This is a genomic window from Streptomyces sp. NPDC020801 (assembly GCF_044334385.1).
Lineage (GTDB): Bacteria > Actinomycetota > Actinomycetes > Streptomycetales > Streptomycetaceae > Streptomyces.
In genome coordinates this window covers 63,993-88,700 of record NZ_JBIRST010000026.1, presented here as the reverse complement: position 1 = coordinate 88,700, position 24,708 = coordinate 63,993, and the positions used below count along the sequence as shown (strand labels likewise).

22 protein-coding genes are annotated in these 24,708 nt (G+C 74.2%); 8 read left to right on the top strand and 14 right to left on the bottom strand.

The window, feature by feature from the left end:
• Positions 1 to 639 precede the first annotated feature (639 nt).
• Positions 640 to 3,075 carry a ricin-type beta-trefoil lectin domain protein gene (locus tag ACH4UM_RS35825; RefSeq protein WP_398188893.1) on the top strand — a complete coding sequence of 812 codons (2,436 nt, stop codon included), beginning with the start codon at positions 640 to 642 and terminating at the stop codon, positions 3,073 to 3,075.
• 6 nt (positions 3,076 to 3,081) lie between these two features.
• On the opposite strand, the gene ACH4UM_RS35820 is transcribed toward ACH4UM_RS35825, so the two are convergent.
• From ACH4UM_RS35820 to ACH4UM_RS35805, 4 genes are all read right to left on the bottom strand, one after another.
• Positions 3,082 to 3,597, bottom strand: a complete 516-nt coding sequence (locus ACH4UM_RS35820) for a universal stress protein (RefSeq protein ID WP_398188868.1) — start codon at positions 3,595 to 3,597, stop codon at positions 3,082 to 3,084.
• 28 nt (positions 3,598 to 3,625) lie between these two features.
• Positions 3,626 to 4,876 (bottom strand): arsenic transporter, encoded by a 1,251-nt coding sequence (locus tag ACH4UM_RS35815; protein WP_398188890.1) that lies wholly within the window; start codon positions 4,874 to 4,876, stop codon positions 3,626 to 3,628.
• Positions 4,877 to 4,958: 82 nt separating this feature from the next.
• Positions 4,959 to 5,654, bottom strand: coding sequence for a DUF4232 domain-containing protein (locus ACH4UM_RS35810; RefSeq protein ID WP_398188865.1), 696 nt, complete (start codon positions 5,652 to 5,654; stop codon positions 4,959 to 4,961).
• 177 nt (positions 5,655 to 5,831) lie between these two features.
• Positions 5,832 to 7,214 (bottom strand): serine/threonine-protein kinase, encoded by a 1,383-nt coding sequence (locus ACH4UM_RS35805; RefSeq protein WP_398188862.1) that lies wholly within the window; start codon positions 7,212 to 7,214, stop codon positions 5,832 to 5,834.
• Positions 7,215 to 7,259: 45 nt separating this feature from the next.
• Here ACH4UM_RS35805 and ACH4UM_RS35800 point away from each other — a divergent pair, with 45 nt between their 5' ends.
• On the top strand, positions 7,260 to 7,811 hold the full coding sequence (locus ACH4UM_RS35800; RefSeq protein WP_398188859.1) for an RNA polymerase sigma factor: 552 nt from the start codon (positions 7,260 to 7,262) through the stop codon (positions 7,809 to 7,811).
• Positions 7,812 to 7,814: 3 nt separating this feature from the next.
• Here the strand turns inward: ACH4UM_RS35800 and ACH4UM_RS35795 are convergent, their stop codons facing one another.
• A complete protein-coding gene (locus ACH4UM_RS35795) occupies positions 7,815 to 10,208 on the bottom strand; it encodes a SpoIIE family protein phosphatase (RefSeq protein WP_398188856.1) in 2,394 nt (797 codons plus the stop codon).
• A 206-nt stretch (positions 10,209 to 10,414) separates the two neighbouring features.
• Positions 10,415 to 10,693, bottom strand: coding sequence for a hypothetical protein (locus ACH4UM_RS35790; RefSeq protein ID WP_398188854.1), 279 nt, complete (start codon positions 10,691 to 10,693; stop codon positions 10,415 to 10,417).
• Between the two features lie 181 nt (positions 10,694 to 10,874).
• Between ACH4UM_RS35790 and ACH4UM_RS35785 the strand changes: the two genes are divergently transcribed.
• The 3 genes from ACH4UM_RS35785 to ACH4UM_RS35775 all read left to right on the top strand — a co-directional run bounded on the left by ACH4UM_RS35785 (position 10,875) and on the right by ACH4UM_RS35775 (position 13,698).
• A complete protein-coding gene (locus ACH4UM_RS35785) occupies positions 10,875 to 11,120 on the top strand; it encodes a hypothetical protein (RefSeq protein ID WP_398188851.1) in 246 nt (81 codons plus the stop codon).
• Positions 11,121 to 11,123: 3 nt separating this feature from the next.
• Complete coding sequence (locus ACH4UM_RS35780) at positions 11,124 to 11,501, top strand: toxin Doc (RefSeq protein WP_398188849.1); 378 nt, start codon at positions 11,124 to 11,126, stop codon at positions 11,499 to 11,501.
• A 556-nt stretch (positions 11,502 to 12,057) separates the two neighbouring features.
• On the top strand, positions 12,058 to 13,698 hold the full coding sequence (locus tag ACH4UM_RS35775) for an RICIN domain-containing protein (protein WP_398188846.1): 1,641 nt from the start codon (positions 12,058 to 12,060) through the stop codon (positions 13,696 to 13,698).
• Between the two features lie 307 nt (positions 13,699 to 14,005).
• Here the strand turns inward: ACH4UM_RS35775 and ACH4UM_RS35770 are convergent, their stop codons facing one another.
• From ACH4UM_RS35770 to ACH4UM_RS35760, 3 genes are all read right to left on the bottom strand, one after another.
• Positions 14,006 to 15,175: a lactate 2-monooxygenase gene (locus ACH4UM_RS35770; protein ID WP_398188844.1), complete on the bottom strand. Its 1,170-nt coding sequence runs from the start codon at positions 15,173 to 15,175 to the stop codon at positions 14,006 to 14,008.
• 101 nt (positions 15,176 to 15,276) lie between these two features.
• Positions 15,277 to 15,972, bottom strand: coding sequence for an alpha/beta fold hydrolase (locus ACH4UM_RS35765; protein WP_398188841.1), 696 nt, complete (start codon positions 15,970 to 15,972; stop codon positions 15,277 to 15,279).
• 165 nt (positions 15,973 to 16,137) lie between these two features.
• A complete protein-coding gene (locus ACH4UM_RS35760) occupies positions 16,138 to 16,701 on the bottom strand; it encodes a hypothetical protein (RefSeq protein ID WP_398188838.1) in 564 nt (187 codons plus the stop codon).
• 328 nt (positions 16,702 to 17,029) lie between these two features.
• Here ACH4UM_RS35760 and ACH4UM_RS35755 point away from each other — a divergent pair, with 328 nt between their 5' ends.
• Positions 17,030 to 17,464: a protease inhibitor gene (locus ACH4UM_RS35755; RefSeq protein WP_398188835.1), complete on the top strand. Its 435-nt coding sequence runs from the start codon at positions 17,030 to 17,032 to the stop codon at positions 17,462 to 17,464.
• Positions 17,465 to 17,708: 244 nt separating this feature from the next.
• On the opposite strand, the gene ACH4UM_RS35750 is transcribed toward ACH4UM_RS35755, so the two are convergent.
• The 4 genes from ACH4UM_RS35750 to ACH4UM_RS35735 form a co-directional block, all read right to left on the bottom strand.
• A complete protein-coding gene (locus ACH4UM_RS35750) occupies positions 17,709 to 17,921 on the bottom strand; it encodes a CDGSH iron-sulfur domain-containing protein (protein WP_398188833.1) in 213 nt (70 codons plus the stop codon).
• Positions 17,902 to 18,558, bottom strand: coding sequence for a HemK2/MTQ2 family protein methyltransferase (locus ACH4UM_RS35745; RefSeq protein ID WP_398188830.1), 657 nt, complete (start codon positions 18,556 to 18,558; stop codon positions 17,902 to 17,904). The genes ACH4UM_RS35750 and ACH4UM_RS35745 overlap by 20 nt, the downstream gene beginning before the upstream one ends.
• A gap of 21 nt (positions 18,559 to 18,579) precedes the next feature.
• A complete protein-coding gene (locus ACH4UM_RS35740; RefSeq protein ID WP_398188827.1) occupies positions 18,580 to 19,593 on the bottom strand; it encodes an iron-containing redox enzyme family protein in 1,014 nt (337 codons plus the stop codon).
• Between the two features lie 282 nt (positions 19,594 to 19,875).
• Complete coding sequence (locus ACH4UM_RS35735) at positions 19,876 to 20,889, bottom strand: Ppx/GppA family phosphatase (RefSeq protein WP_398188824.1); 1,014 nt, start codon at positions 20,887 to 20,889, stop codon at positions 19,876 to 19,878.
• A 91-nt stretch (positions 20,890 to 20,980) separates the two neighbouring features.
• Between ACH4UM_RS35735 and ACH4UM_RS35730 the strand changes: the two genes are divergently transcribed.
• Both ACH4UM_RS35730 and ACH4UM_RS35725 read left to right on the top strand, forming a co-directional pair.
• Positions 20,981 to 21,331: an ArsR/SmtB family transcription factor gene (locus ACH4UM_RS35730; protein ID WP_398188821.1), complete on the top strand. Its 351-nt coding sequence runs from the start codon at positions 20,981 to 20,983 to the stop codon at positions 21,329 to 21,331.
• Between the two features lie 5 nt (positions 21,332 to 21,336).
• Positions 21,337 to 21,864: an SRPBCC family protein gene (locus tag ACH4UM_RS35725; protein ID WP_398188819.1), complete on the top strand. Its 528-nt coding sequence runs from the start codon at positions 21,337 to 21,339 to the stop codon at positions 21,862 to 21,864.
• Between the two features lie 8 nt (positions 21,865 to 21,872).
• Here ACH4UM_RS35725 and ACH4UM_RS35720 read toward each other — a convergent pair whose 3' ends face one another.
• Positions 21,873 to 24,707 (bottom strand): NHLP bacteriocin export ABC transporter permease/ATPase subunit, encoded by a 2,835-nt coding sequence (locus ACH4UM_RS35720; RefSeq protein ID WP_398188816.1) that lies wholly within the window; start codon positions 24,705 to 24,707, stop codon positions 21,873 to 21,875.
• Position 24,708 lies beyond the last annotated feature (1 nt).

Here is a 24,708-nt window from a genome sequence, read left to right as displayed (position 1 = left end):
GCCCCCCGCCCCCCCCCCCCCCCCCCCCGCCCCCCCCCCCCCCCCCGCCGGGCCGGGGGCGGCGGGGGGGGGGGGGGGGGCGCGCCGCCCCCGGGGGCCGGGGCGCCCCCCCCGGCGGCCCCCACGGACCCGTGCCGGTTTTCCGGTCTTCGGCGAACCGCCGACCATGCGAATCCCCGGTGCAATTGCCGTGCCCGTTCGGTGAACCCGCAGGCGATCCCTTTTGCGCCACCGAATTGACAATACGTCAACAGGCGGCATTGTAAGGTGATGCGCACAAAAGCGTGTGATCTCTTGTTGCTCCCGCTGACCTGTGCAAAGGTGTGCATGCGTTGTCGGCGTGCAGACAATGAGACTCCCTCTGTGTGGTGGACGCTCGATATGCCGACACCCCACCCTTGGTACGGACTAAATCCGCGGTGTGTATGGAGGAATGCAGCCGTGAAAGACCCAGGCATGTCGAATTCCCCCAGAACCGCTCGTGTGTTCGGTACGACGGATGAGGAGCTGAGCGCAGAACTCAGGAAGTGGACGGGCGCCACGCCCGCGCTCCGACCCGTCGGTGAACTGCTGGACCGGCACTGGGAAGCGGCGTTCGCCTACGCACGGCTGTGCACCGACGGCCCGCATCCCGCGGGCATGCTCACCACCGCGGCCTTCACCCGCCTGTTCGGCGCCTCCCTCAGGCAGTCCGGCCCGACCGCCGCCTGGCGGCCCCAATTGCTCGTGACCGTGCGCCGTATCGCGGCGGAGTGGGGCACCGACCACCGGTACGAGATGCTGCACCCCGACCTCAGAGCCGCGGCCGGCGACGGCGACCGCATAGCCGCGCGCCTGCTTCCCCCGACCGGCCGGCGCCTGCTCTCCCGGGCGTTCCAGCGGCTGCCCCAGAGCGCCCGCGCCCTGCTGTGGCACGCCGAGGTCGAGACCGAGCCGCTTGCGGCACCGGCCCGGCTGCTGGGCATCGAGGAGGAGGGCGCGCGCATCGAACTGGAGCGTGCCCGCGAGCGGTTGCGCGAGGAGTGCCTCCAGGTCCACCGCGAGGTCGCCCCCGAACAGGACTGCCTGCGCTACTCCCGGCTGCTGGACGTGACCTACCGGCGCGGCGGCGTCGACATCGACCCCGACCTGCGCGGGCATCTGGCCGGGTGCGCCCACTGCCGGTACACCGCCGACCAGCTGGCCCGGTTCAACGCCGACCTCGGCACGGCGCTGGCCGAAGGCGTGCTCGGCTGGGGCGCGCGGGCCTACCGGGAACTGCGCATCGCCGCCGCCGAGCGGACGGCGGAACACGGCGAGGGGGAGCCCGCGGAGGCGGCAGGAGCGACCGGGGCGTGGCCGGACGGGACGGACCGGGCCCCGGCCGAGTCACGCGCCGGGAAGCGGGCCCGCAGGGCCTCCCCCGAGCCGGCCGCCCCCATCAGCGGCGAGACGTTCGCCGGCGACTCGGGCGGATCCGCCCCGAGGGGTGTGCCGGCCGTCGGTGAGGACTTCACCGCCGCCGGGTCCCGTGCGCCGCTCGCCGGTAAGGGGTTCGATTCGGCTGCCCCGCTCGGGGCGCCCTTCCCAGGCACGACGCCCCGGCCCGACGCGCCCTTCGGCACGGCGGCGTTCCCGCCGGCGCCGTCCGGTGCGCAGCCCGCCGGTCAGCCGTTCGCGCCTGCCTCGCCCCCCGGGGGCGAGGCGTTCGGGGCCGCCGTATCGGGCCCGGCCACCGGTGCCGAGCCGTTCGGGCCCGGCTCGGACGGCTCGTTGGTGTCCGGCCCGCCCGGTGGGCCCGGTGGGCCCGGCAGGCCGGTCGGCGGTGAGGCCTTCGCGGGCGCCCGGCCCGGTTCGCCCGCCGGGGGCGAGGCGTTCGAGCTCGCCCTATCGGGCCCGGGCATCGCCGCCGAGCCGTCCGTGTCCGCTCCCCCCGCCGCGTCCGGCGGCGCCGGGGCGGCCGAGCCGAGCACACGGCCCTCGGCCCCGAAGGGGACGGCGGGGAAGCCGGCCACGGCCCCCGGGCCGCGCGCCGCCGCGCGCCGGTCTGCCCAGCGGGCGGCCCGGCGGGCCTCGCGGCACCGGAACCTCGCCATCGCGGTGGCGACGGTGAGCGGGCTGGTCGTGCTGCCACTCGTCCTGTGGTCGGTCCTCGGGTCCGGCGACGGCAGGGCTCCCGGGGCGGACGGGCAGCCCTCCGACACACCCGGCTCCGGTTCCGCCACCCCTTCCCCCGGACCCTCCTGGGCCGGAGCGGGCAACACGGGCAGAAACACCCTGCGCGGACGGCTGCACAACGTCGCGTCCGGGCTGTGCGTCGGCGTCGTCGGCAAGAAGGCCGTCCAGGGCGCGGAGACGGAGCTGACCGCCTGTTCCTCCACTCCCAGCCAGCAATGGGCCTACGAGACCGACGGCCTGCTGCGCAACGGCGCCGCGCCCGGCCTGTGCCTGGACTCCCACCTCGGCTACTCGGTGCAGCTCGCCCCCTGCGTGGGTGCGTCCCGGCCGGGCGGGAAGGACATCCGCTACGACTTCACCCTCCAGGGCGCCCTCGTCCCGCGCTCCAACCAGGACCTGGCCCTGACACCCGCAGCCACCGACGGCGCGGGCGCCCTCGTCCTCAAGACGCGTGTGAAGGGCGACACCCAGCGCTGGACGATCGACAGCTCCCAGCCCGACCTCCAGATGGAGATGGTCAACTGGGACGCGGGCAGCGGCCTTTCGGCCGCCCCGGAGGCGACGGCCGCGCCGTCCCCGACGCCGACCGCGTCCCGGTCGACCCGGCAGCCGGCGTCCACCAACCCCGATCCGTACCCCACCGAGGACTGTCCCCCGTACGGCTACCCGTGCGCCGGCACCCGGCAGGACCGCTGGGGCCACGGCGGTGGTGGCGGGTACGGCGGTGGTGGCTACGACGGCGGTGGCGGGTACGACGGTGGTGGCTACGGCTACGACGGCGGCTACGACGGCGGTGGTGGCTACGGTTACGACGGCGGCTACGACGGCGGTGGGTACGGCTACGACGGCGGCTACGGCTACGGCGGTGGTGGGTACGGCTACGACGGCGGCGGCGGGTACGGCTACGGCGGTCGCTGACCGGCTTCAGCGGTGCCCGGGCGGTGCGGGTGGCGCCGGTGGCGGTGGCGGTGGCGGCATCGTCGTGAGGTCCGGTGCCGCCTCCGGCCACACCAGCAGCACCGGACACGGCGCATGGTCGACGGCGAACCGTACGGCCGGTCCCAGGCTGTGCGGGCCGAGCCGTTCGCGGTCGCCGTCGCGGGCCAGCACCAGCAGATCGGCGTCCTCGGCGGCCGCCACCACCTCGCGCTCGACCCGCCCGGTCCGCTCCAGCCGGGTGCACGGCCGCCCCAGCCGGGCCGCGGCGGCGTCGAGCAGCTCGGCCGCCGACGTGCCGCCGAGGTCGGTCAGCCGGTCACCCGGGTCCCGTTCCGGATGACCGCGGCCGAGCAGCCCGGCGAACGCCCCGTGCGCCACCCCGGGCACGTCCGGTCCGCTCACGTGCAGCAGCACCACCTCTGACGCCTCGGCCGCATGGGTGCGCACGGCGTCCACGCAGGCGGGCCAGGTGCCCTCGACGAGCCAGGCGATCACACGCATACGGCGGCCTCCTCGGGCCTTGCGGCACTCACAGAACCTGCAGTGCCCCCCACAGTGCCACCACGGCGGGCACCAGGGCGGCCGGCACGGCCAGCAGGCCGAGCCGGGTGAACTCCTTGAGATCCACACCGTGTTCGTGCTGGTGCACGATCCGCCGCCACAGCAGGGTCGCCAGCGATCCGGCATAGGTGAGGTTCGGACCGATGTTCACCCCGAGCAGCACGGCGAGGACGGCGCCCGGTCCGGCCGGTGCGGCGAGCGGCAGCAGAACCAGCACCGCGGGCAGGTTGTTGATCAGGTTGGCCAGTACGGCGGCCAGCGCGGCGATGCCGAGCAGCGCGGACGGCCCGGTGCCGCCCGGCAGTACGTGCCCGAGCGCGTCGGCGAGCCCGTTGTCGACCACCGCGCGCACGACGATGCCGAGCGCCAGGACGAACGCCAGGAAGGCCGGCGCCGCGGCCCGCACCACGGTCGGCACAGTGGCCCGGCGCCGCAGGAGTGCGCGCCCGGCGAGTACCAGCGCCCCCGCCAGCGCGGCCCACGCCGGTTCGATGCCGAAGGCGGAGGTGAGGACGAACCCGGCGAGCGTGCAGCCCACGGTGACCAGAGCGAACAGCGGGAGGTGGGGCGGCTCACCGGGGCGCTGCGCGGGCGCGGCGGCCGCCAGGTCGCGGGCGAAGAAGCGGCGGAAGACGAGGTACTCGGCACCGATCGCGACCAGCCACGGCAGCGCCATCACCGTGGCGAACCGGGTGAAGCTCAGCCCGCTCGCCGCGAACGCCAGCAGGTTGGTGAGGTTGGAGACCGGCAGCAGCAGTGAGGCCGTGTTGGACAGATGCGTGCAGGCGTACACATGCGGTTTGGGCCGCACCCCGGTCCGGGCGGCGGTGGCGAACACGACCGGGGTCAGCAGCACGATGGTGGCGTCCAGACTGAGCACCGCGGTGATCGCGGACGCCAGCGCGAACACCGCGGTCAGCAGCCGTACCGGGCGGCCCCCCGCCCAGCGGGCCATCCACGCCCCGCACGCCTGGAACAGGCCCTCCACGTCGCAGAAGTGGGCGAGCACCAGCACCGCGGCCAGGAACCCGACCACCGGGCCCAGCCGCTCCGCCTCGGCCCGGGCCTGGTCCAGCGAGATCGCGCCGGTGGCCACGGCGATCCCGGCGGCGGGGACGGCCATGACCGCCTCGGGCCATCCGAAGGGACGGATGACGGCCCAGGCGAGCACAGCGACGAGCAGGACGACCGAGAGGGCCTCGGCGAGCGGGGTGTTCAGGGCACGGTCCTCCGGACACGATCAAGTGGTGCCCGCCCATCAAAGCAAACGGCCGTAGGAGATCCGTCAAGGCCGGGTCCGGTCAGGGCGCGGTGCCCGGACTGAAAACCGTCAGGAACACCGAGGAGGCGTTCCCGCCCACGGGGACCTCACCCGCCGTCCACTTGACCGTGAGGTGGTCGCGCTCGTCGGGCGGGGTGACGATCAGCGTGGCGGGCGTCGCCGTCCTCGCCCCGCTCACGCCGGGGTTGGAGAACGTCAGGCCCGCCCAGGCGCTCCGGCCCGGCTTCAGCGTCACCGTGGTGGGCGTGCCCGGGGAGCGCTTGGGGTCCGGGCCCAGCTGCCTGCCGGCCACGTCCACGAAGGCGGCGCCGGGATAGCCGCGAACCGTGCAGGTGCGGCCGGAGACGTTCGTCAGGACGACCGGGAAGTTCTCCTGCCCGGCGCCCGGGTCGTTGCGCCCCACCGACGCCTTCAGCTCCGAGGTGTGGCAGCGGGTGCCGGTGGTGCCGGTACCGGTGCCGGCACCCGAGCCCGTCGCGGCCGTGGCGGGGCCGGAGGCCGTCCGGGCCGGCGTGGTGCCACCGCCGGGCGCGGCGCCAGGCGTCGTCACCGCCCCGGTCGTCGTGCCGCCGCTCGCGGGCGCGGCGGTGCCCGACTCCTTCTGCGGAGCGCTCGTGGTGCCGCTTCCGTTGCCGCAGCCGGTCAGCAGACCCAGTGCGGCGACCGTGACGGCGAGCAGGGCCGCCCGGTTCACGGACGGGGATGTGTGCGCCATGTTCCACACTCCTGAAATTCCGTCGCACGCGACGGGCGCGTGCGTCCGGCGCCTCGTGCGCCGTCATGAGTATCCGATGCACGCACCGGGCGGAAAGTTCGCGGTCGCCCGCGGAATCCTCCTGGAGAATCCTTCCCGCCCGCGACCGCGACCTGTTCACCCGTACGGGGCAGGGTGTCAGGTGACCCGCAGGGAGCGGAGTACGACGTCGGTCGCGTCGCCGCCGCCCTGCTGACGGATCTGCACGTACACCTGGGGCTCGTCGGCGCCGCCGGCCGGTACCAGCGCGGTCTCCGTGAGCCTGCCGCCGCCGGGGCAGTCGCTCCAGACGCGGATCCGGCCGTGCCAGTGCGTGTCCGTGTAGGCGCGGCCGCCGTCGTAGTGGCAGCCGGGGTGGCCGAGCGTGTTCACCCGGGCCGTGACGTCGCCGTGCTCGCTCAGGCCGGCGAGCACACCCCGCGCGCCCGCGCCCAGGTCCTGCCACCGCACCAGGTCGTCGGCGACGGCGAGCCCCGGCTGGTGCCCGGCGGGCAGACCCAGCGCCCTCGGATCCCAGCCGGAGTCCCGCAGCTGGCGTGCCCAGCCCTCCGGTACCCGCAGCACGATGCGGCCGGTGGCGTCCGCGACCCGGACGCCGGACGGCGTGGCCGGCCGCAGTGCCTGGACCAGGGCCAGGCCACCGGTGGCGACCACGGCCACGGCCATGGCCACCGCAGCGGCCAGGGCGACGGTCCGGCGCCGCCCGCGCGGCCGGCCGGCGGCCGGCGGCAGCCCCGCGGCCAGCCGTTCCAGCTCCTGCGCGAACGCCTCGGCGGTCGGCCGGCGCCGCTCGCGGTCCGGTTGCAGCGCCCGCATCAGGGCCCGCTCGACGCCGGGATCCAGATCCGGCCGCAGCAGCCGCGGCCGTACCACCGTCCCGGGCGTGGCGGGGACCGTACCGGTGACCAACTGGTAGCCGACCGCGCCCAGGCTGTAGACGTCGGCCCGCGCGTCGATCCCCGCGCCCGGCTCCGCCTGCTCCGGTGGCCGGTAGCCGGCCGAACCCGCGGCCAGGGTCAGTCCCGACGCCTCCGCCAGGCTCTTGGCGAGCCCGAGGTCGGCGAGCAGCACCCGGCGGCCGCCGTCCGGCGCGGTGCGCAGCAGCACGTTGGTCGGCTTGATGTCCCGGTGCACGACGCCCGCCTCGTGCAGGGCCTGGGCCGAGCGCGCGGCCTGCGCGGTCAGCCGCAGCGCCTCGGGCACCGGCAGCGGACCCGCGGCGAGCAGGTCGGCGAGGGTCCCGGCGTCGGCGTACTCCATCACGAAGTACGGCCGGCCGTCGGGCAGTTCACCGATGTCGTAGACCTGCACCACCCTCGGTGAGCCGGCCTTGCGCAGCAGCCGCGCCTCGGACAGGAACCGCTCCCGGACGTCGAGGCGGTGCGACCAGTTCTCGGCGAGGACCTTCACGGCCACCGGGGCCTCGAGCACGTCGTCGTGGGCGAGCCACACCGTGCCGAAGGCGCCCGTGCCCAGGCGTCGTTCGAGGCGGTAGCGGCCGATCCGCTCGAGGGAGGGCATACGACTATCATGCCTGCCCTGAGATCGACTCCAAGGGGGCCTGCCGTGCCGAACACGGGGCTGACCGAGGACCTCGCCCGGCGTGCCGCCGCCGGCGACGCCGCGGCGCTGGAGGAACTGCTCCAGGAGGTGCGGCCCGAGGTGCTGCGGCGCTGCGGGCGTTTCCTGCCGTGCAGGGAGGACGCGGAGGAGGCCGCACAGGACGTGCTGCTTCAGCTCGCCCGGCGGATCTCCACCTTCGAGGGCCGCAGCCGCTTCGGCACCTGGCTCCACACGGTCGTCGCCAACTGCTGCCGCCAGAAGTACCGCGAGCTCAGGCGCCGCGCCACCGAACAGCCCGCCGCCATCGAGCCCACCCAGCACGTCGACCCGCGCACCACCAGCGTCATCGCCGGTTCCCGCGTCGACCTGCTGGAGGCGCTGGACCGGCTGGAGCGGGAGCATCCGCACCTGGTGGCGCCGCTGGTGTACCGGGACATCTGCCGGCTGGACTACGCGGAGGCGGCCGAGCGGGCCGGCATTCCGCTGGGCACGCTCAAGTCGCGGCTGCACGAGGCCCGCCGCCGGGTCAGGCCCTGGCTGACCGACACGTCCTGATCCTCACTCGTCGTCGAGCAGGCTCAGCTCCGCCCAGATCGTCTTGCCCTCGCCCGTGTGCCTGCTGCCCCACCGCCGGGTGAGCTGGGCGACCAGCAGCAGTCCGCGGCCACCCTCGTCCCAGGTCTTGGCGCGGCGCAGGTGCGGGGCGGTGTGGCTGGTGTCGGACACCTCGCAGATCAGGTGTGTGTCGTCGTGTATCAGCCGCAGCCGGATGGGCGGGGTGCCGTACCGGATCGCGTTGGTGACCAGTTCGCTGACCGCCAGCTCGGTGACGAACGCCGCCTCCTCCAGGCCCCAGGTGTCCAGCTGCTCGACCACCTGCTTGCGGATGGGGGCGACCAGCGACGGGTCGGCGGGGATGTCCCAGGTCGCCACCTGGGAGGGCGGCAGGCCCCGGGTGCGGGCCAGCAGCAGGGCCACGTCGTCGGCGGAGCCGCCCGCCGGGAGCAGGGCGTGCAGTACCCGGTCGCAGGTCTCGTCGAGCGAGCCGGCCCGGGCCGCCAGCGCCTCGCACAGCAGCCGGTGGCCCGCCTCCGTGTCCCGTTCACGGCCCTCGATCAGCCCGTCGGTGTAGAAGGACAGCACGCTGCCCTCGCGCAGGTCGAGTTCGGCGCACTCGAACGGCAGGCCGCCCAGGCCCAGCGCGGGACCGGACGGCAGCTCCACCTGGTGCGGCCGGCCGCCGGGCGGGACCAGCACCGGCGCGGGATGGCCGGCTCGGGCGAGCGTGCAGCGGCGCGAGACCGGGTCGTACACCGCGTACAGACAGGTCGCGCCGACCTCGCCGGGACGGCCCTCGCCGCCGGCCTCGGCGGACATGCGCACCACCAGGTCGTCGAGGTGGGTGAGCAGTTCGTCCGGGGCGAGGTCGATGTCGGCCAGCGTACGCACGGCGGTGCGCAGCCGGCCCATGGCGGCCGAGGCATGCACCCCGTGCCCTATGACGTCCCCGACGACCATGGCCACCCGCAACCCGGACAGCGGGATCACGTCGAACCAGTCGCCGCCCATCCCGGCCCGCGCCGCCGGCAGATAACGGGAGGCCGCCTCCACGGCGGCCGTGCGCGGCAGGCTGCGGGGCAGCAGACTGCGCTGGAGGGCGAGGGCGGTCTCCCGCTCGTGTGAGTAACGACGGGCGTTGTCGATGCAGACGGCGGCCCGGGCCGTGACCTCCTCGGCCAGCAGCACGTCGTCGGGGGTGAAGGGGGCGGGTTGCTCGAACCGGCTGAAGACGGCGACGCCCAGGGTGACGCCCCGGGCCCGGATCGGCACCGACATCGTGGAGTGGATGCCGAGCTGCCGTACGCGCAGGCTGCGCACCGGATCCCAGGAGAGCCACTTCTCCAGGTCGCCCGATTCCCGGGACACCACGATCGACTGGCCCATGAGCAGGGAGGCGCCCTGGGGGGAGGTGGCGGGGTAGACCTCGGCCTCGCCGACCGCGGCCGCGGCCTCGAGGTCGCCCGGGTCGGCCGAGCGGTGGGCGACGCGGCGCAGGGCGACCGGCACGCCGGGCCGCCCGGTGAGGGGCTCGCCGCCGTGCTCGGGCAGGTCGAGCACGTCGAGCACGTCGAGCAGGTCGACGCTGACGAAGTCGGCGAGCGCCGGGACGCAGACTTCGGTGAGCTCCCGGGCCGTCCGGGTGACGTCGAGGGTGGTGCCGATGCGCACGCTCGCCTCGTTCACCAGCTGCAGTCGCTCGCGCGCCCGGTACTGCTCGGTGAAGTCGTGTGCGGCCACGCACACCCCGCGCACCCGGCCGTCGGAGTCGGTGATCGGGGACATGCGGGCCAGCCAGGCACTCATCCGGTCGTCGCCGCCTATCGGCACGTAGGTGCGCACGTCGTGCCCCTGGCCGGTGGTCATGACCCGGTGCATGTGCCACTCGATGTCCTCGCTCTGCGGCCGGCCGCCGATCTCGGAGTGGCGCAGACCCAGCAGCCGCTCGCCGGGCATGCCGAGCACCTCCGCCATGGCGCCGTTGACCGCGTGCAGCCGCAGCCGCTCGTCGTAGATCGCGACGGCGCAGGGGGACTGGACGAGCTCGGCGCGGGCGAGCGGATCGTCCGGGCCCGGACGCCCGCCGCCCTCCAGGGGGGTCACCAGGAGCCAGTCGCCGCCGTCGGCCGTGCGCCGGTGGTGGGCCAGCACCCAGACGGAGACGGCGTGGCCGTCGTGATGGCGCAGGGTGAGCGTGCCGTTCCAGGGGCGTTCCTCGGGGACGGCCGGCGGCGGGCCGCCGGCCAGCAGGTTCGCGGCGGGCTTGCCCACGACCTCGTGCGGCGCCCAGCCCAGCAGCCGGCGCGCGCCCTCGTTCCACTCGACGAGGACGCCGTGTTCGTCGACGACGGCCCGTGCCGTGGCGGCGTCGTCGAACGGATACACCGGGCTCATCGTCGCCACTCCATCGCGCACACTCACAGTGAACAGGTGTGTCACTCGCGTTCCAGCGTAGTGGGTGCGGGCTCCGTGTGGACGGTCGCCCCCCTGCTGACGAGCGGTGATCTCCCGCGTGGGGTTGTCCGCGATCAGTGGGGGCGCCCGGCCGGTGGGGCGCCGGGGGCAGAAGCAGGGCGCCGCACCCTTGACGGTCGCACCTGTCAGTGCGTCAGAATCTGTTTGTTCGCGATTACTTGTGAGTGGCTCTGGTCCCTGTTGAGGAAATGAAGGGGAGTCATGACGGTCACGCGCAGATCGGTACTGATCGCCGGTGCGGCAGCCCGGCCGCCGGAGCTCTGCTCGGCGCCCCGGCAGACCTGGCCGCAGAGGCCGCGGAAGCCACCGGCCGCATCCTGGGCCGCCGTACGGTGGCGCTGCGCGAGCCCGGCCCGGTCGGTGCCGGCGACCCGCCGGAAGGCCCGGTCGGTGGTGAGGGTCATGGGCGCTCCTTGTCCGGACGACCGTCGTGTGCTGTGTCGTGTGCTCTGTCGAGTCCGGCGCGCCGCCCGGCCGGTGTCCGGCGGGAACCGGATACGGCGTTCACGCTCCTCGGTACCGTTTCCGTGCGGCTTTGACCTGCGGCTATTTACGGTCAAGTACCCGCGCGGTACCGTGACGGGCATGCCAGCTCTCAACGTGGAGTTCAGCGACCGCGAGCTAGAGGACCTGCGGCAGATCGCCAAGGAACGCGGTACGTCGATGAAGGCGCTCGTGCGCGAGGCGGCCGCCGCCGACATAGCCCGGCACCGGGCCCTGCAGGAGGGCGCCGAGGCCTTCCGCCGGTTCTTCTCGGCCCACGCCGACGAGTTCGCGGCCGCCTTTCCCGACGACGAACCGCCCACGAAGGGCGAGGGGCGGGCCGCCTGACCGATGACCGCCGTCATCCACATCGACGTGCCCTGGCTGCTCCAGCGCCATGAGGAAGTGCTGCCGGACCAGCCCACCGTCAACGACTTCTCGGCCCTGGTGGCCGCCGTCGCCCGCCATCGCGTCGACCCGCCCCGCCTCGGGGTGGACTCCGACCCGGCCTGGCGGGCCGCCGCCCTGCTGCACACCCTCGCCCTGCTCAAGCCCCTGCCGTCGGCCAACGCCCGCTTCGCCTGCGCGACGGCGGTGGCGTACATGTTCGTCAGCGGCGTCGGCATCGACCCGCCCTACGGTGCGCTGGTCGACCTGGCCCGGGACCTGATCGACGGCAAGACCGACGTCTACGGTGCCGCGGACCGGCTGCGTTCCTGGGAGATCTGACCCCGCGCGGGCCGGCCCGCCGTCGCGTGACCGAGCCGCCGCACGGGCCCGTCCCTGGGCCGCCGACCGAGGGCGGGAGGAACAGGGTCGGCGGCCGCCCGGCGCAGGAGAGCCGCCGTCCTGCGCGGGACCTCGGCCCTGACGGGCCTTCGAGGGACCGACTCCAGTCGACTCCCCGGCCGGGCGTGCCGGGAGCGTGCGTGGCCTGCCGGTGTGTGCGCGTGTTTCACACGGGGCGCACGGAAGACGTGCGTCTCGCGTGCGTATGGCCGTACGTACGGTGTACGGCTCGGCTTACGGCGCAGGGAACCAAGTACGGCCGCCGAGAGTGGCTGCGGCCCTCGGTGATGCCCCGCTTTCCGGCTTTCCGGCAATGATGCGGATGTTGTCCGAGTGCCTTGTTGGCCGTCATCGGTTGTGGAAGGGTGAGCGGACCGTGCGGGGGCAAGGGCCGGTTCCCACGGGACAGTTGAGGAGTCGAGCCGGTTCGCCGCCGGGTGAACGCACACCCCCGCGCGCCAGGCACCCCAAGGTACGCATCGAAGGAATCCACTCCGTGCCCACCCCCCACCCCCCTCGTCCTTTCCATCCACCGCCGGGCCGTGTTCCCGGGGAGTCCGACGAGTTCCTTGCCGTCCGGCTCAGAGGCAGTACGGACGGCGAGGTCGCGCACTGCGTCGCGCTGCTGATCGCGCGCCACTGGCAGCCGGTCCACGACTACGCGGTGATCTGCCTCGCCTCCTCGGCGCAGATCGCGGCCATGGTCACCACGGCCGCCTTCCACCAGGTCCTCGACCGCCTGAAGCTGGGCGACCCGGACGTGGCGCTGCGCCCCCGGCTGCTGCTGACCGTGCGGGACACCGTCCGGCTCTGGGCCGCCGAGGACCGGATATCGGCGGTACTGCCGGAGCTGCGGAAACCCGCCGGAGGCCGGGGCATGCGCGCGGCCGTGTCCCTGGTGCCGGAGAACCGCCGGCTGGCCCAGTGGTCCTTCGAGGGCCTGACCCCGGCCGCCCGCTGCCTGCTGTGGCACACCGAGGTGGAGGCCGAGCCGCCGGCCGTCGCGGCCGCACTGCTCGGCATGGACGCCGACACCGCGGCGCTCACCCTCGAACAGGCGCGGGAGAAGTTCCGCGAGGGCTGCGTCCGCGCCCACCGGGAACTCGCGCCGACCGACGACTGCCGCTTCTACAACCGGCTGCTCGACGTCCCGATCCGGCGCGGCGGCGCCCTGCTGCCCGACGTCCGGCGGCATCTGGACGAATGCCGCTACTGCCGTGACGCGGCCGAACAACTCGGCCTTGCGGCAGGCGGGCCGGGCGTGCTGCTCGCCGAGGCGGTACTCGGCTGGGGCGCCCACCGTTACCTCGACTCGCGCCCGGGCCGTGCCCAGCGCGGATCGCGGGCGAAGGTGCCCGGCCGGCACGGCGGCGGCCGCCACCGGCTGCTGTTCCGGATCCCGGCACCCGCCCGCATGGTCACCGGCGGGCCGCGGTCGTCCCGGGCGCTGCGCAGGGGTGTCGGGCTGGCCTCGGCCGGACTGCTCGCGACCGTGCTCGGCGTCAGCCTGTGGTCGCCCGCCGGGGGTGCCGCCCCGGCCGCGTCCACCGGCGTCACCGGAGCGCAGGGCTCGGCACCCGGCATCGACTCCCGGTCCCCGTCCGCCGGTTCACCGGCCTCGCGCGGCACCGAGAGCCTGCCTCCGGCCACCGGGCAGGCCCGGCTGCGCAACGCCGCCGCCGGTCTGTGCCTCGACATCCGGGGTGAACCGAGGGCCGGGGCGGGCGCCAGGCTCGCGCAGTGCTCGTCCGCCTGGACCCAGCAGTGGTCGCTGGAGAACGACGGGCTGCTGCGCAGCGTCGCCGATCCCGGACTGTGCCTGGACTCGCACGCGGACGCCGGAGTCGTCGTCCTCGGCACCTGCGCGGACGCCGACGCGAAACGGGGCCCCGACGTGCGCTACGACCTCACCGTGCGCGGGGAGTTACTGCCCCGCTGGGAAGGGGGGCTGGCCCTGGCCGCCACGACGGCTCGGCAGGACGCCGACATCGTCGTCAAGGTACGCGACGGCTCCACCGCCCAGCGCTGGGTGACCGACTCCGCGACGGTGGACCCCGGCTCCCTGCCGACCCCCGGAGCCGGTGCGCCGGCCGCCCGGCCGGTCGGACTGGCCGAACTGCCGCGCACCACCGCATGAGCGGCCGTGGCCGCCTCCCGGCTCACGGGAGGCGGCCACGCGACCGTGCGGCCCGCCCGGAGCCCGGCAGCGGGTCGGCCGGCCGGGCCGGGCGGGCGGGCCGTGCGGGCGGTCGCAGGCCGTGCGGGACGATTCGGGGGCCGTGCCGGGACGATCCCGGCCCTTCCGGGACGGACGGCCCCGCCAGGGCACCGCACGGGTGGGATGCGCGGGCCGGGACAGGGGCGGGCGGGACGCGCCGGCCGGGAGACAGCGCGGGCCCGGCGGGTCAGGCGTCCGGCCGGCACCACAGTCCCGTCGGAGTGGGTCAGACGGGGTCCTCCACCAGGTCGCCCGCGCCGACCGTGGCCGGTGTGGCGTGGCCCGTCAGTGCGAGGGTGAGGTCGAACTCCGCCAGCAGACAGCGGATCACGTGCTCCACGCCCGCCTGACCGTCCAGGCCCAGCCCGTAGACGTAGGGCCGTCCCAGCAGGACCCCCCGCGCGCCGAGCGCGAGGGCCTTGAAGACGTCGTCGCCGGTGCGTACGCCGCTGTCGAACAGGACGGTCAGCCGGTCCCCGACCGCCTCGGCGACCCTCGGCAGCGCGTCGGCCGCCGCGACGGAACCGGCCACCTGGCGGCCGCCGTGGTTGGACACCACCACGCCGTCCATACCGGCCTCGGCGGCCAGCCGGGCGTCGTCCGGGTGCAGGATGCCCTTCAGGACGATCGGGCCGTCCCAGTTCTCCCGCAGGAAGGCGAGGTCCGGCCAGGTCTTGCCGGGGTCGGCGAACATGCCGACGAAGTGCGTCACCGCCGCGTTCGGGTCCTCGTGCACCGGCTTGGCCAGGCCCGCCCGGAACGCCGGGTCGGAGAAGTAGTTGGCGGTGCCCACGCCGTGCAGGAACGGCAGATACGCCTGGTCGAGATCGCGGGGCCGCCAGGCCAGCAGCGGCGTGTCCAGGGTGACGACCAGGACACCGAACCCGGACTCCCTCGCGCGCCGCAGGAAGCTGCGGGTCACCTCGCGGTCCTTGGCCCAGTAGAGCTGGAACCAGCGCTCGGCGTCCCCCATCGCCTCTGCGACCTGCTCCATGGGCGTGCTGGAGGCGGACGACAGGACGTACGGCACGCCCTGCGCGGCGGCGGCCCGGGCGGCCGCGCACTCGGCGTCCGGATGCATGATCGAAAGCACACCGACCGGCGCCAGCGCCAGCGGGGCGGGCAGCGCGCGGCCCAGCACCTGCACCGACAGATCGCGCTCGTGCACGTCCCGCAGCATCCGCGGGACGATCCGGCGCCGGTCCAGGGCCACGCGGTTGGCGCGCGCCGTGCTGCCGTTGCCCGCGCTGCCCGCCACATAGCCCACCGGGCCGGGGCCGAGCCGCTGCTCGGTCAGCTCCTCCAGGCGGGTGAGATCAGTGGGCAGCCGGGGCACGGCACCCGTCATCCCGTTCAGATAGATCTCGTACTGGAAGTCCGCCCAGTGCCTGGCCATCCGTCCGTCCCGCCTCTCCTCGCCGGTCCCGCGCTGCCGCACCGACGATACTGGCGGGTAGGCGCGGGCCCGGCCGCCGGGGGCGGACCCGCGGCCACGGCTCAGTCCTTGTTCGCCGCGGTGGTGAGGACCCGGGCCAGTTCGCCGGGCCGGGAGAACATCGGCCAGTGGCCGGTGTCCATCTCGACCAGTTCCCAGCGCTCGCTCTTGAGCAGCTCGGCCACGGACGGCATCGGCTCGCGCCCGTCCAGCACGCACTTGATGTAGGTGGCCGGCAGGTCGCCGAGCGGGCTCTTCAGCACGGCCGGCTCGGTGAGCGTGGCACCCGGGTGAGGGGTGCCCTCGGTGACGATGCGCGCGATCTGCTCGTCGGTCAGCTCCTGGCCGGCGTAGGCGGCCGGGGGCACTGGCGGCCAGACGCCGTCGTGGGCGTCGAGCGCCTGCCGGACGTGGTCGCTGGGGAATCCCGCGAGGAACGACTCCCCGTCGGCCGGGACGTTGGAGTCGACGAACACCACGCGCCGCAGCCGGTCGCCGATCCGCTGGGCCGCCTGGCCCACGGGGATGCCGGAGTAGCTGTGCCCGACCAGCACGACGTCGCGCAGACCCAGGTGCTCGACCTGGTCGACGATGTCCTGGACGTGGGTCTGCTGCCCGGCCGGCACGTCCTTCTTCTCGGCGAGGCCGGAGAGTGTGAGGGCGTGGACCTCGTGCCCGGCCTCCCGCAGGCCGGGGGCCACCTCGTCCCACGCCCACGCCCCGAGCCACGCGCCCGCCACCAATACGAAGTGAGTCATGGTCGCAACATAGCGCCCGGGTCTGACAACGGCCCTGCCTCTCAAGGGATGTTGACGTCTTTCAGTTGACGTCTTTCAAGGGATGCCCGCGCACGCTGCTGTCCGCACGGGCGAGCGGCCCGCCCCCGGCGGCCGCAATGGGGTTGCGGCCGCGCCAAGCCGAAATCACCCTTCCCCCTCGCCGTCCTCCTCGTGAGCGTCCTCGCCGGTCGCGTCGGGCCCCCGGTCCCTGACCCGCTGGACGTGTTCCAGGGAGTCCCGCAGTTCGGTGAGCCAGTCGTCGGTATGCCGCTGGACCAGGCGTACGCACCAGGCGAGGGCGTCGCTGCGACTGCGGGCGACACCGCTCGCGACCAGGGTGTCGAGGACCTGGCGCTCGGGCTGACGGAGCCGGGTCATGACGGGCGCCGCGACATGGGTGAACAGGGCGCGCTCGCCGCCGCACACCACTCCCCAGGACACCTTGCGCCCGAACCGGTGCTCGGCCTCGCGCGCCACTGCCATCCGGGTCTCCCGGGTGCGCTCCCGGAACTCCTGGACACGGCCCTGCACGGCCGCCTCCCGTTCCGCGGCCGAGGCGCCCTCGGCGAGCCGGGGCACCGGGATGCGCCCGATGACGGTGATCTCCTCGCGGTCGGCCGTCACTTCGGCCAGTTCCTCGAACAGATCGTCCGGCAGGCGGCCGGCGAACCAGCCGCGCAGCTTCTCTCGTCGCTCTGTTGTAATCATGTAATGACGATTACTCGTCACCAACATGAACACAAGGGCCCGCCAAGGAGTCCGCCGAGAGCGGAACCGGAATGTTTCAGGACGATTAACGAACGTAGGCAATCAAGCCATTCGGCCGGATCTGGTGATCCGCAGGCCCGTGGTTTGGGGGTTGGAACGTTCGAATTCCGTGACTTCACGCCACTGATTCAATACGCAAGGTTACTGAAACCCGTGGGTTCGATGTGAGTTTCCGCCGCGGACTCGGCAGACTCCGGCACGCCGGTCCGGGACTGACCGAGTCGGGTCCGGCACATCTCTCATCGAATCCAGCGGAAGGAAGCACACAATGCGGAACACCGCGCGCTGGGCAGCGATCCTCGGCCTGACGGCCACCGCCGTCTGCGGGCCCCTGACCGGAGCCGCCCTCGCCACCCCGCCCAGCGCCCCCGCCTCGCTCTACGCGCCCTCGGCCCTGGTGCTCACCGTGGGCCACGGTGTGAGCGCAGCGGCCGCCACACCCGAACGTGCCGTCACCCTGGGCTGTGCCCCGACGTCCTCCGGCACCCACCCGGCCGCGCCCGAGGCGTGCGCCGAACTGCGTGCCGCCAACGGGGACTTCGACGCGCTGACCGCCCAGCCCTACGTGATGTGCACCAAGATCTGGAACCCCGTGGTGGTGACCGCCCAGGGCGTCTGGCAGGGCAAGCGCGTCTCCTTCGAGCGCACCTTCGCCAACGAGTGCGTGAAGAACGCTTCCGCGACGAGCGTCTTCTCGTTCTGAGGACCGGGGTCGCGTGGTTCCCGCGCACGACTTAAGGATCCCGTAACTGGGGAGTGCGGGCCTTGTCGTGGGAACCCCAGCGATCTCGCACCAGGGGTCGGACGGGCGGAGTGGGGCCGCCCGCCGACCCCTGGTTTTTCGCATGGTTGCGCAGCCGGTTCCTCACCGTGCGCGGGCCGGCCCCGGCCGCGCGCGGGGGTGCGGCAGATCCCGCACCCACCAGGGCCTGTCCGCCGGACAGGCCCTAGACGCGTTTGCGGTGGCTGGTGTCGCACCACGGGTAGCGGCGGCTGCGGCGGCAGGTGCACAGGGCGACGCGGAAGCGGTCGGAGGAGACCGTGGTGCCGTCCTCCAGCTCCACTTCGACCGGGCCGTCCACGAGGATCGGGCCCTGCCGCTGCATGGTGACCTTGCGGGGCGGCTCGGGGCGGGGGGTCTCAGAGGGGACGTTCGGCACGGATGACCACCAGCTCTTCCTTCTCGTCGGCCGCGGCCAGCAGCCCGCGCTCGCGCAGCCAGCCCTGCCTCGCCCGCAGCACCGGGCCGAAGGCGATCCAGCGGCGGCGGACCACCGCGGCCTTGAGGCCGGCCGACCGCAGCCCGTCCAGCGTGCGGTCGGGGCCGCTCAGCGCGGAGTGGACGATCAGCAGCACCCCGCCCGGCCGCAGCAGCGCGGGTGCGTCCCGGCAGATCCGGTCCAGCACCACACGGCCGTCGCGGCCCGCGTCCCAGGCGCGCGAGCGGCCACGCGGCTCGCGCCCGGCGTCGGGGGCGGGCACGTACGGCGGGTTGGCCAGGATGACGTCGAACGACCGCCCGCGCACCGGCCCGAAGAGGTTCCCGCGGTGGGCGCGGACCGGCAGTCCGGTCAGCCAGGCATTGAGGCGGGCGGTCCACACCGCCCGCCGCGAGACGTCCACCGCTGTCACCCTCGCCCCCCGCCGGGCGGCCGCCAGCGCCAGCGCGCCGCTCCCGGTGCCCACATCGAGGACCCGCGCACCAGGCTGCCCACGGAGTTCGCCGGACAGGACCTCGGACAGCAGCGCGGTGTCGTCCTGCGGGGCGTAGACACCCGGAAGTACCAGTCCGTTCACGCGCGCCGGGTACCCCGGCAATCAGGATATATGGGCTGTTTCCCTGCCAAGGGGTGCCCGTAGCGACGACCGCCCCGCACGCCAGTCGGCCAGCAGCCGCGCGGCGAGTCGGTCCTCCAGGTGACCGGTCACGTCGATGCCGAACACGACGTCGGCCGCCAGGTGCGGCTCCTCGGCTAGCAGCCCGCCGATGACGTCGCGACGTACGACCTGTTCGTGCACGGCGTCCGCCTCGACGTGCTCGTCGTAGAAGAACTCCGCGGCCGGCCCCGCGCCCGTGCGGCGCATCGCCTCGGCCAGCCGCCGGGAGCCGGGGGAGGAAGTGATCTCCACTGCGGCGAAGTGGCCCACCAGGGCGCCGCGCAGCTCGCGGTGCAGGCCGAGCAGGGACATGAGGTTCACGGTGGCCAGGGCCTCGGCCGAGGCCGCGTCCAGATAGCGGCCGTACGTCGTGTCCAGGCCCAGGTCCGTCATGAGGTCGGCGAACAGCCGGGCGTGGACGCGTTCGGCGCGCCCGCCGCCCCACTCGTCGAACTCCACCGCCGCCATCGCCGCCTTGGCCCGGCCCCACAGCCGCGGCAGCACCCAGGCGTGCGGGTCGGCCTCCTTCAGGTGGTACAGCGAGCGCTGGGCCGCGTACTCGCGCAGCTGCCACAGCTCGCCCTCGTCCCGAAGGTGGTGGGAGACCCCCGTGCCCTCGGCCGGTTCGACGAGGAGGGCGGCGAGGGTGTCCTCCAGGCTGTCGTGTCCGGCCGTGTCCGCGCGCAGCACGGAGAGGAAGCGGTGCTCCAGGGCAGCCCGGACGTGCAGCAGGCCGGGGTCCCATTCGCGCTGCGGGGCGACACCCGCGAAGCCGCGGTAGTGCAGCTCGTAGCACAGGTACAGGGCGAGCTGGAGGTCGTCGCCGTACGCCGCCGTGCCGGCCGCGTCCTCGGCGCGGGGGAGTGGCCCGGTGCCCCGCAGATACGCCGTCACGGCTGCGGAGACCGGTCCCCGGGCGGGAGGCAGCTCGGGTCCCCGGTGATCCTGATCCATGGGGCCCGGGTACCCGGAAGACGGCCGGCCACCCTCCTGACCTGCGCCTGACCTGCGGGTCCCGGCCTCCCAGCCCCGTACGGCCGCCCCGGGACCCCTCCTGGGCCGCTGGGTCGGGGGCGATGGCCGCCGCGGTCATCGCCCCGCTGGCGGGCCCTCCCCGGTGCCGAGGGTTCCGGTCCCGGCGTCCTCGAACCGGCGCGGCCCCTCTCCGGCCGCCGTCCCGGGGCGGTCGGGGTGCCGCTCGTCGTCGTTCCCGGGCACGGCCGTCTCCGCTCCGCCTCAGTTCGTCGCGGTCGCGGTCGCTGTCCGCAGCGGTACGCGGTCCAGGGGCGCGGCCTCGTCGCTGAGGCGCGAGACCCCCGCCCACCAGGAGGGCCCGTCCTCGATGTGCCGCAGCAGCACCCCCTCGCGGATCGCCCAGGGGCAGACGGTGACCCTCTTCAGACCGGTCAGCTTCATCGCCGTGTGCCCGACCACCGCGCCGGCCAGGCTCTGCGTGGCGCGCGGCGCGGAGATCCCGGGCAGCCGGGCGCGCTCGGCCGCCGGCAGGGCGGCCAGCCGGTCGACCGCGCCACGCAGGTCGGACCGGTGCAACTGCCGCTCCACGAACGGGCCGTGCCGTCCCGGCGCGGCCCCGCACAGCCGGCCCAGCTGCTGGAAGGTGCGCGAGGTCGCCACCGCGGTGCGCGGCCCCTCCCAGCGGATCCGCGCGGCCACGTCACGCAGTTGGTGGCGGACCTCGCGCCGCAGCGCCTTCAGCCGCTCCGGGCAGGGCGGGTCAGCGGCCGCGAAGAACTCGTGGGTCAGCCGCCCGGCGCCCAACGGCAGCGAGGCCACGAAGTCCGGCAACCGGCCGCGCCCGAAGGCCACTTCGAGCGAGCCGCCACCGATGTCGAGCAGGGCCAGCGGCCCGGACCGCCAGCCCATCCAGCGCCGCGCCCCGAGAAACGTGAGCTCGGCCTCGACCTCGCCCGGCAGCGTGCACAGTGCGATTCCGGTGCGGGCCCGGACCGTACGCAGCACCTCCAGCCGGTTCGGGGCGCCGCGCACCACCGCGGTCGCGAAGGCCAGCGGACCGGCCGCGCCCCACCGGGCCGCGGTCCCGCTCGCCTCGCCGACCGCGTGGACCAGCCGCCGAAGCGCCTCGTCCGGGATGACCTCCCCGGGTCTGACCTGCTCCGACAGGCGCAGGCGCCACTTGGCGGTGTGGACCGGCAGGGGCACCCCGCCCTCCGCGTCCGCCACGACAAGCCGGACCGTGTTCGATCCCACATCCACCACGCTGATTCGCATGGCCGGGTGGGTACCCAGTTCGGCGGCTCACTGCGCGTGTCCTGCGGAATATGCCTTGACTGGCATATAACTCCTACCGCATATTGAGTGCATGTCCGACGCCGCGCTCTGGGCCGCACTGGCCGACCCCCACCGGCGGGCCATCGTCGCGCTGCTCCTGGAGCGGCCGCGGCCGGTCGGCGAGATCGTGGCGGCGTGCGGTCTGAGCCAGCCGGGCACGTCGAAGCATCTGCGGGTGCTGCGCGACGCCGGCCTGGTGCGGGTGCGGCAGGACGCGCAGCGCCGGGTCTACACCCTGGACCCCGCCCCGATCGCGGAACTCGACGCCTGGCTGGCCCCCTACCGCAAGTTGTGGAACGAGAGCCTGGACGCGCTGGGACGGCGTCTCGACGCGGCGCCGGACGTCACCGAGCACCCCCGTTGCGAAGCCCCGAAGGACTGATCCCCATGTCCGCCGACCTCACCGGCACCTACCTGACGCTCACCGACGGCCGCCCCGCCGTCCGCTTCAGCCGCACCTACGACCACCCCGTGGACCGCGTCTGGCACTTCCTGACCGATCCGGACGAACTCTCCGAGTGGTTCCCCTCCCGCGCCGAGATGGACCTGCGCCCCGGTGGCGCCATCACCTTCGGCGGCGACCCGAACATGCCCGAGTCCACCGGCGGGGTCATCGCCGTCGACCCTCCCCGGCACCTGTCCTTCGCCTGGGGCGGCGACGAGCTCCACTTCGACCTGGAGGAACTCGGGGGCCGGCGCACCCGCTTCACGCTCACCAACGTGCTCGCCGCCGAGAACACCGCTGCCCGCAACGGCGCCGGCTGGGAGGTGTGCCTGGCCGCCCTGGACGCCAAGGCGCGCGGCGAGCGCGTCGCGGGCCCGCACTCCGGGGCCGGCGCGCCCTGGAAGGGCTTCTACGACGGCTACCTCGCCGCCGGGGTGCCCTCCGGCGCCCCGGTTCCGGGCCTGGACTGACCGCCGCCTCACGCCAACTGCCGCCGCACCAGCTCGTGCAGCCGCCCGCCCGTGTCGGCGAGCAGCTCGGCGGGCGGCCCCTGCTGGGCGACCCTGCCGTCCTCCATCACGACGACCCGGTCGGCGTCCAGCACCGTCGACAGGCGGTGCGCGATGACGACGCGGGTGGCGTTGAGCTTGCGGGTGCTTTCGATCACCGTGCGCTGCGTGTCGTTGTCCAGCGCACTGGTCGCCTCGTCGAAGAAGAGGATCCGCGGGCGCCGCACCAGGGCCTGGGCGATCATCAGTCGCTGCCGCTGGCCGCCGGAGACCGACCCGCTCTCCGAGACGAGGGTGTGCAGGCCCATCGGCATCCGCTCGATGTCCTCGGCAAGTCCCGCCATCTCGGCCGCCGCCATGGCCTCCTGAGGCGTGCACGGCTCGGTGCCGCGAATGACGTCCAGGAGGGAACCGGTGAACGGCTGGGCGTGCTGCAGCACGACCCCGCACTGCCGGCGCACCGCCGACTGGTCGAGGGCCGCGAGATCCTGACCGTCGTAGAGCACGCTTCCCGACAACGGGCGGTCGAAGCCGATCAGCAGCCTCAGCAGCGTCGACTTTCCGCAGCCGCTGGGACCGACGATCGCCACGAACTCGCCCGGCCGCACCTGGAACGACACGTCGTCCAGGACCAGCGGCCCGTCGTCGGTGTACCGGAACGACAGCCGCCGCGCCTCGATCGCGCCGGACAGCGGGCCCGGCCGGGTGCTGGCCGTGCGCACCTCCGGCGCGGCGTCCAGCACCGGCCTGATCTCCTCGAACAGCGGCAGTGCGGCCACGGCCGAGACGAACGCGCCGGTGAGCTGGGTGACGGAGGTCAGCAGCATCGTCACCGAGGTGTTGAAGGTCAGGAAGGCGGCCGCCGACATGGAGCCGCGCGCCGGACCGGCCAGCAGCATGAACATCAGCAGGGTGCACACCGGCAGGTAGACCGCGCCCAGCACCGTGGTGAGGTTCTTGATCCGCCCCACCCGCTGCTGCAGCTCACGGCTGCGCGCGAACTGGGACGCCCAGGCGGCGTAGGCGTAGTTCTCGGCGGCCGCCACCCGCAGCTTGGGCAGCCCGCGCAGGGTCTGGAAGGCCTGGTTGTTCAGCTGGTTGGTGAGCACCACCAGCCGCCGCTGCCAGCGCACCTGCCACAGCCCGAGACCGAGGAACACCGCGGCGATGACGACCAGCACTCCGATCGCGGCCAGCGCCATCGAGGCGCTGTACCAGAACAGCAGCACCAGGTTCATCGCCGCCACGGTCACCGACTGGGCGACGACCGGGCCGACCCCCGCCAGCAGCCGGCGGATCGCACTGATGCCCATGGCCGCGCTCGCCAGCTCGCCGGTGGAGCGCTCGGTGAAGAACCTCGTCGGCAGGCGCAACAGCCTGTCCCACACCGCCGGCTGGAGGGTCGCCTCGATGCGCCCCTCCAGCCGCAGGATGGTCAGGTTCTCCATCAGCATGAAGGCCGCGGCCACCACCGCGCCGACCATCACCGCCAGACACACCTGGGCGATCGGCCCCTGCTGGGCCCTGGGCACGTACTGGCCGAGCACCCTGCCGGTCGCGACGGGCACCAGCGCCCCGACGGCCACCGTCACCAGCCCGCTGACGAGCAGGCTGAGCAGATCGCCACCGGTGCCGCGCAGAGTGAACCGCAGCAGGCCGAGCGGGCCGAGCCGGCCGTCGGGCAGCGGCCGGTAGAACATCACCGCGCGCGGCTCGAACTCCTGTGCGTTCGCCTTCTCTACCGGGGTCTCCCGCCCGGTGGCCGGGTGCACGGCGACGTAGCCGCCGCGCCGCCACAGCAGCGCGACCGGCGCGCCCGACAGCGACCGGTGCCCGACCAGCGGGCCGATGTTCTCCCGCCACCAGCGGCCCCCTAGGCGTACGGCCCTGGTGCGCACCCGGGAGGCCAGGGCGACCTGCTCCACCGGGTCCAGCCGGTCGCTCTCCGTGCCGCTCCGGGGCGCGGCGGCGAGCGTGATCCCCGCGGCGCGGGCCACCAGCCTGCAGGCCGTGTAGGTGGCGTCGGTGTCCGCCGCCGTGGTGCGGGCCGCCGAGGAGCGGCCGATGGACGCCAGCAGTGTCCGGTCGGCCTGGGCACGGACCGCCTCACCGGCCTTGATACCGGCCGCCGCCCGCGTCTCGTGGGTGCGCTCCAGCTGCTCGATCCAGCGGTCGAGCGTGGTCAGCAGCCGGTACTGCTGGTCGACCATGCTCTGCCAGACGGCCGGGTCCATCAGCAGGTCGGCGGCCGCCTCTGCGCCGTACAGCGACCCGTACTGCACGCTGCCGGGCGGCACCTGCATCCACAGGACGTCGTCGTCGGCCGGCGTGGCGGTCCCCTCCTCGGCCATCGGCGCCTGGAACAGCACCGACAGACTGCGGCCGACGCCGAGCGCGAGGGCGTACTCCAGGGGGCTGGTCGTCGGCGGCACGTACTGGGGGTTGCCGTACTCGTCGTACGACCAGGTCTGGGTGTCCGCCGGCTGGTACAGCTCCCGCAGGCCGATGCGGTGCACCACGCAGTCCCGCAGCGGACGCGCGACCAGCGTGTGCTGCGGGCCCGGGACCGGACCCAGCAGCAGCGCGCCCGCCTCCAGCCGGCCCAGGTGGTGCCAGTGGCCCTGCTGCGCCGAGTCGACCGCGAACAGGTCCACCGCGCCGGCCGCGACCAGCCACAGCACCTGCGGACCCTCCAGGTCGAGCCGGCTGAACCCCGCGCAGTCCACGGGCGTGCCCAGGGACCCGAGCGCGCCGAGGACCAGATCGTCGCCGTACCCCTGGTGTCCCTCGTGGACGGACGTCATC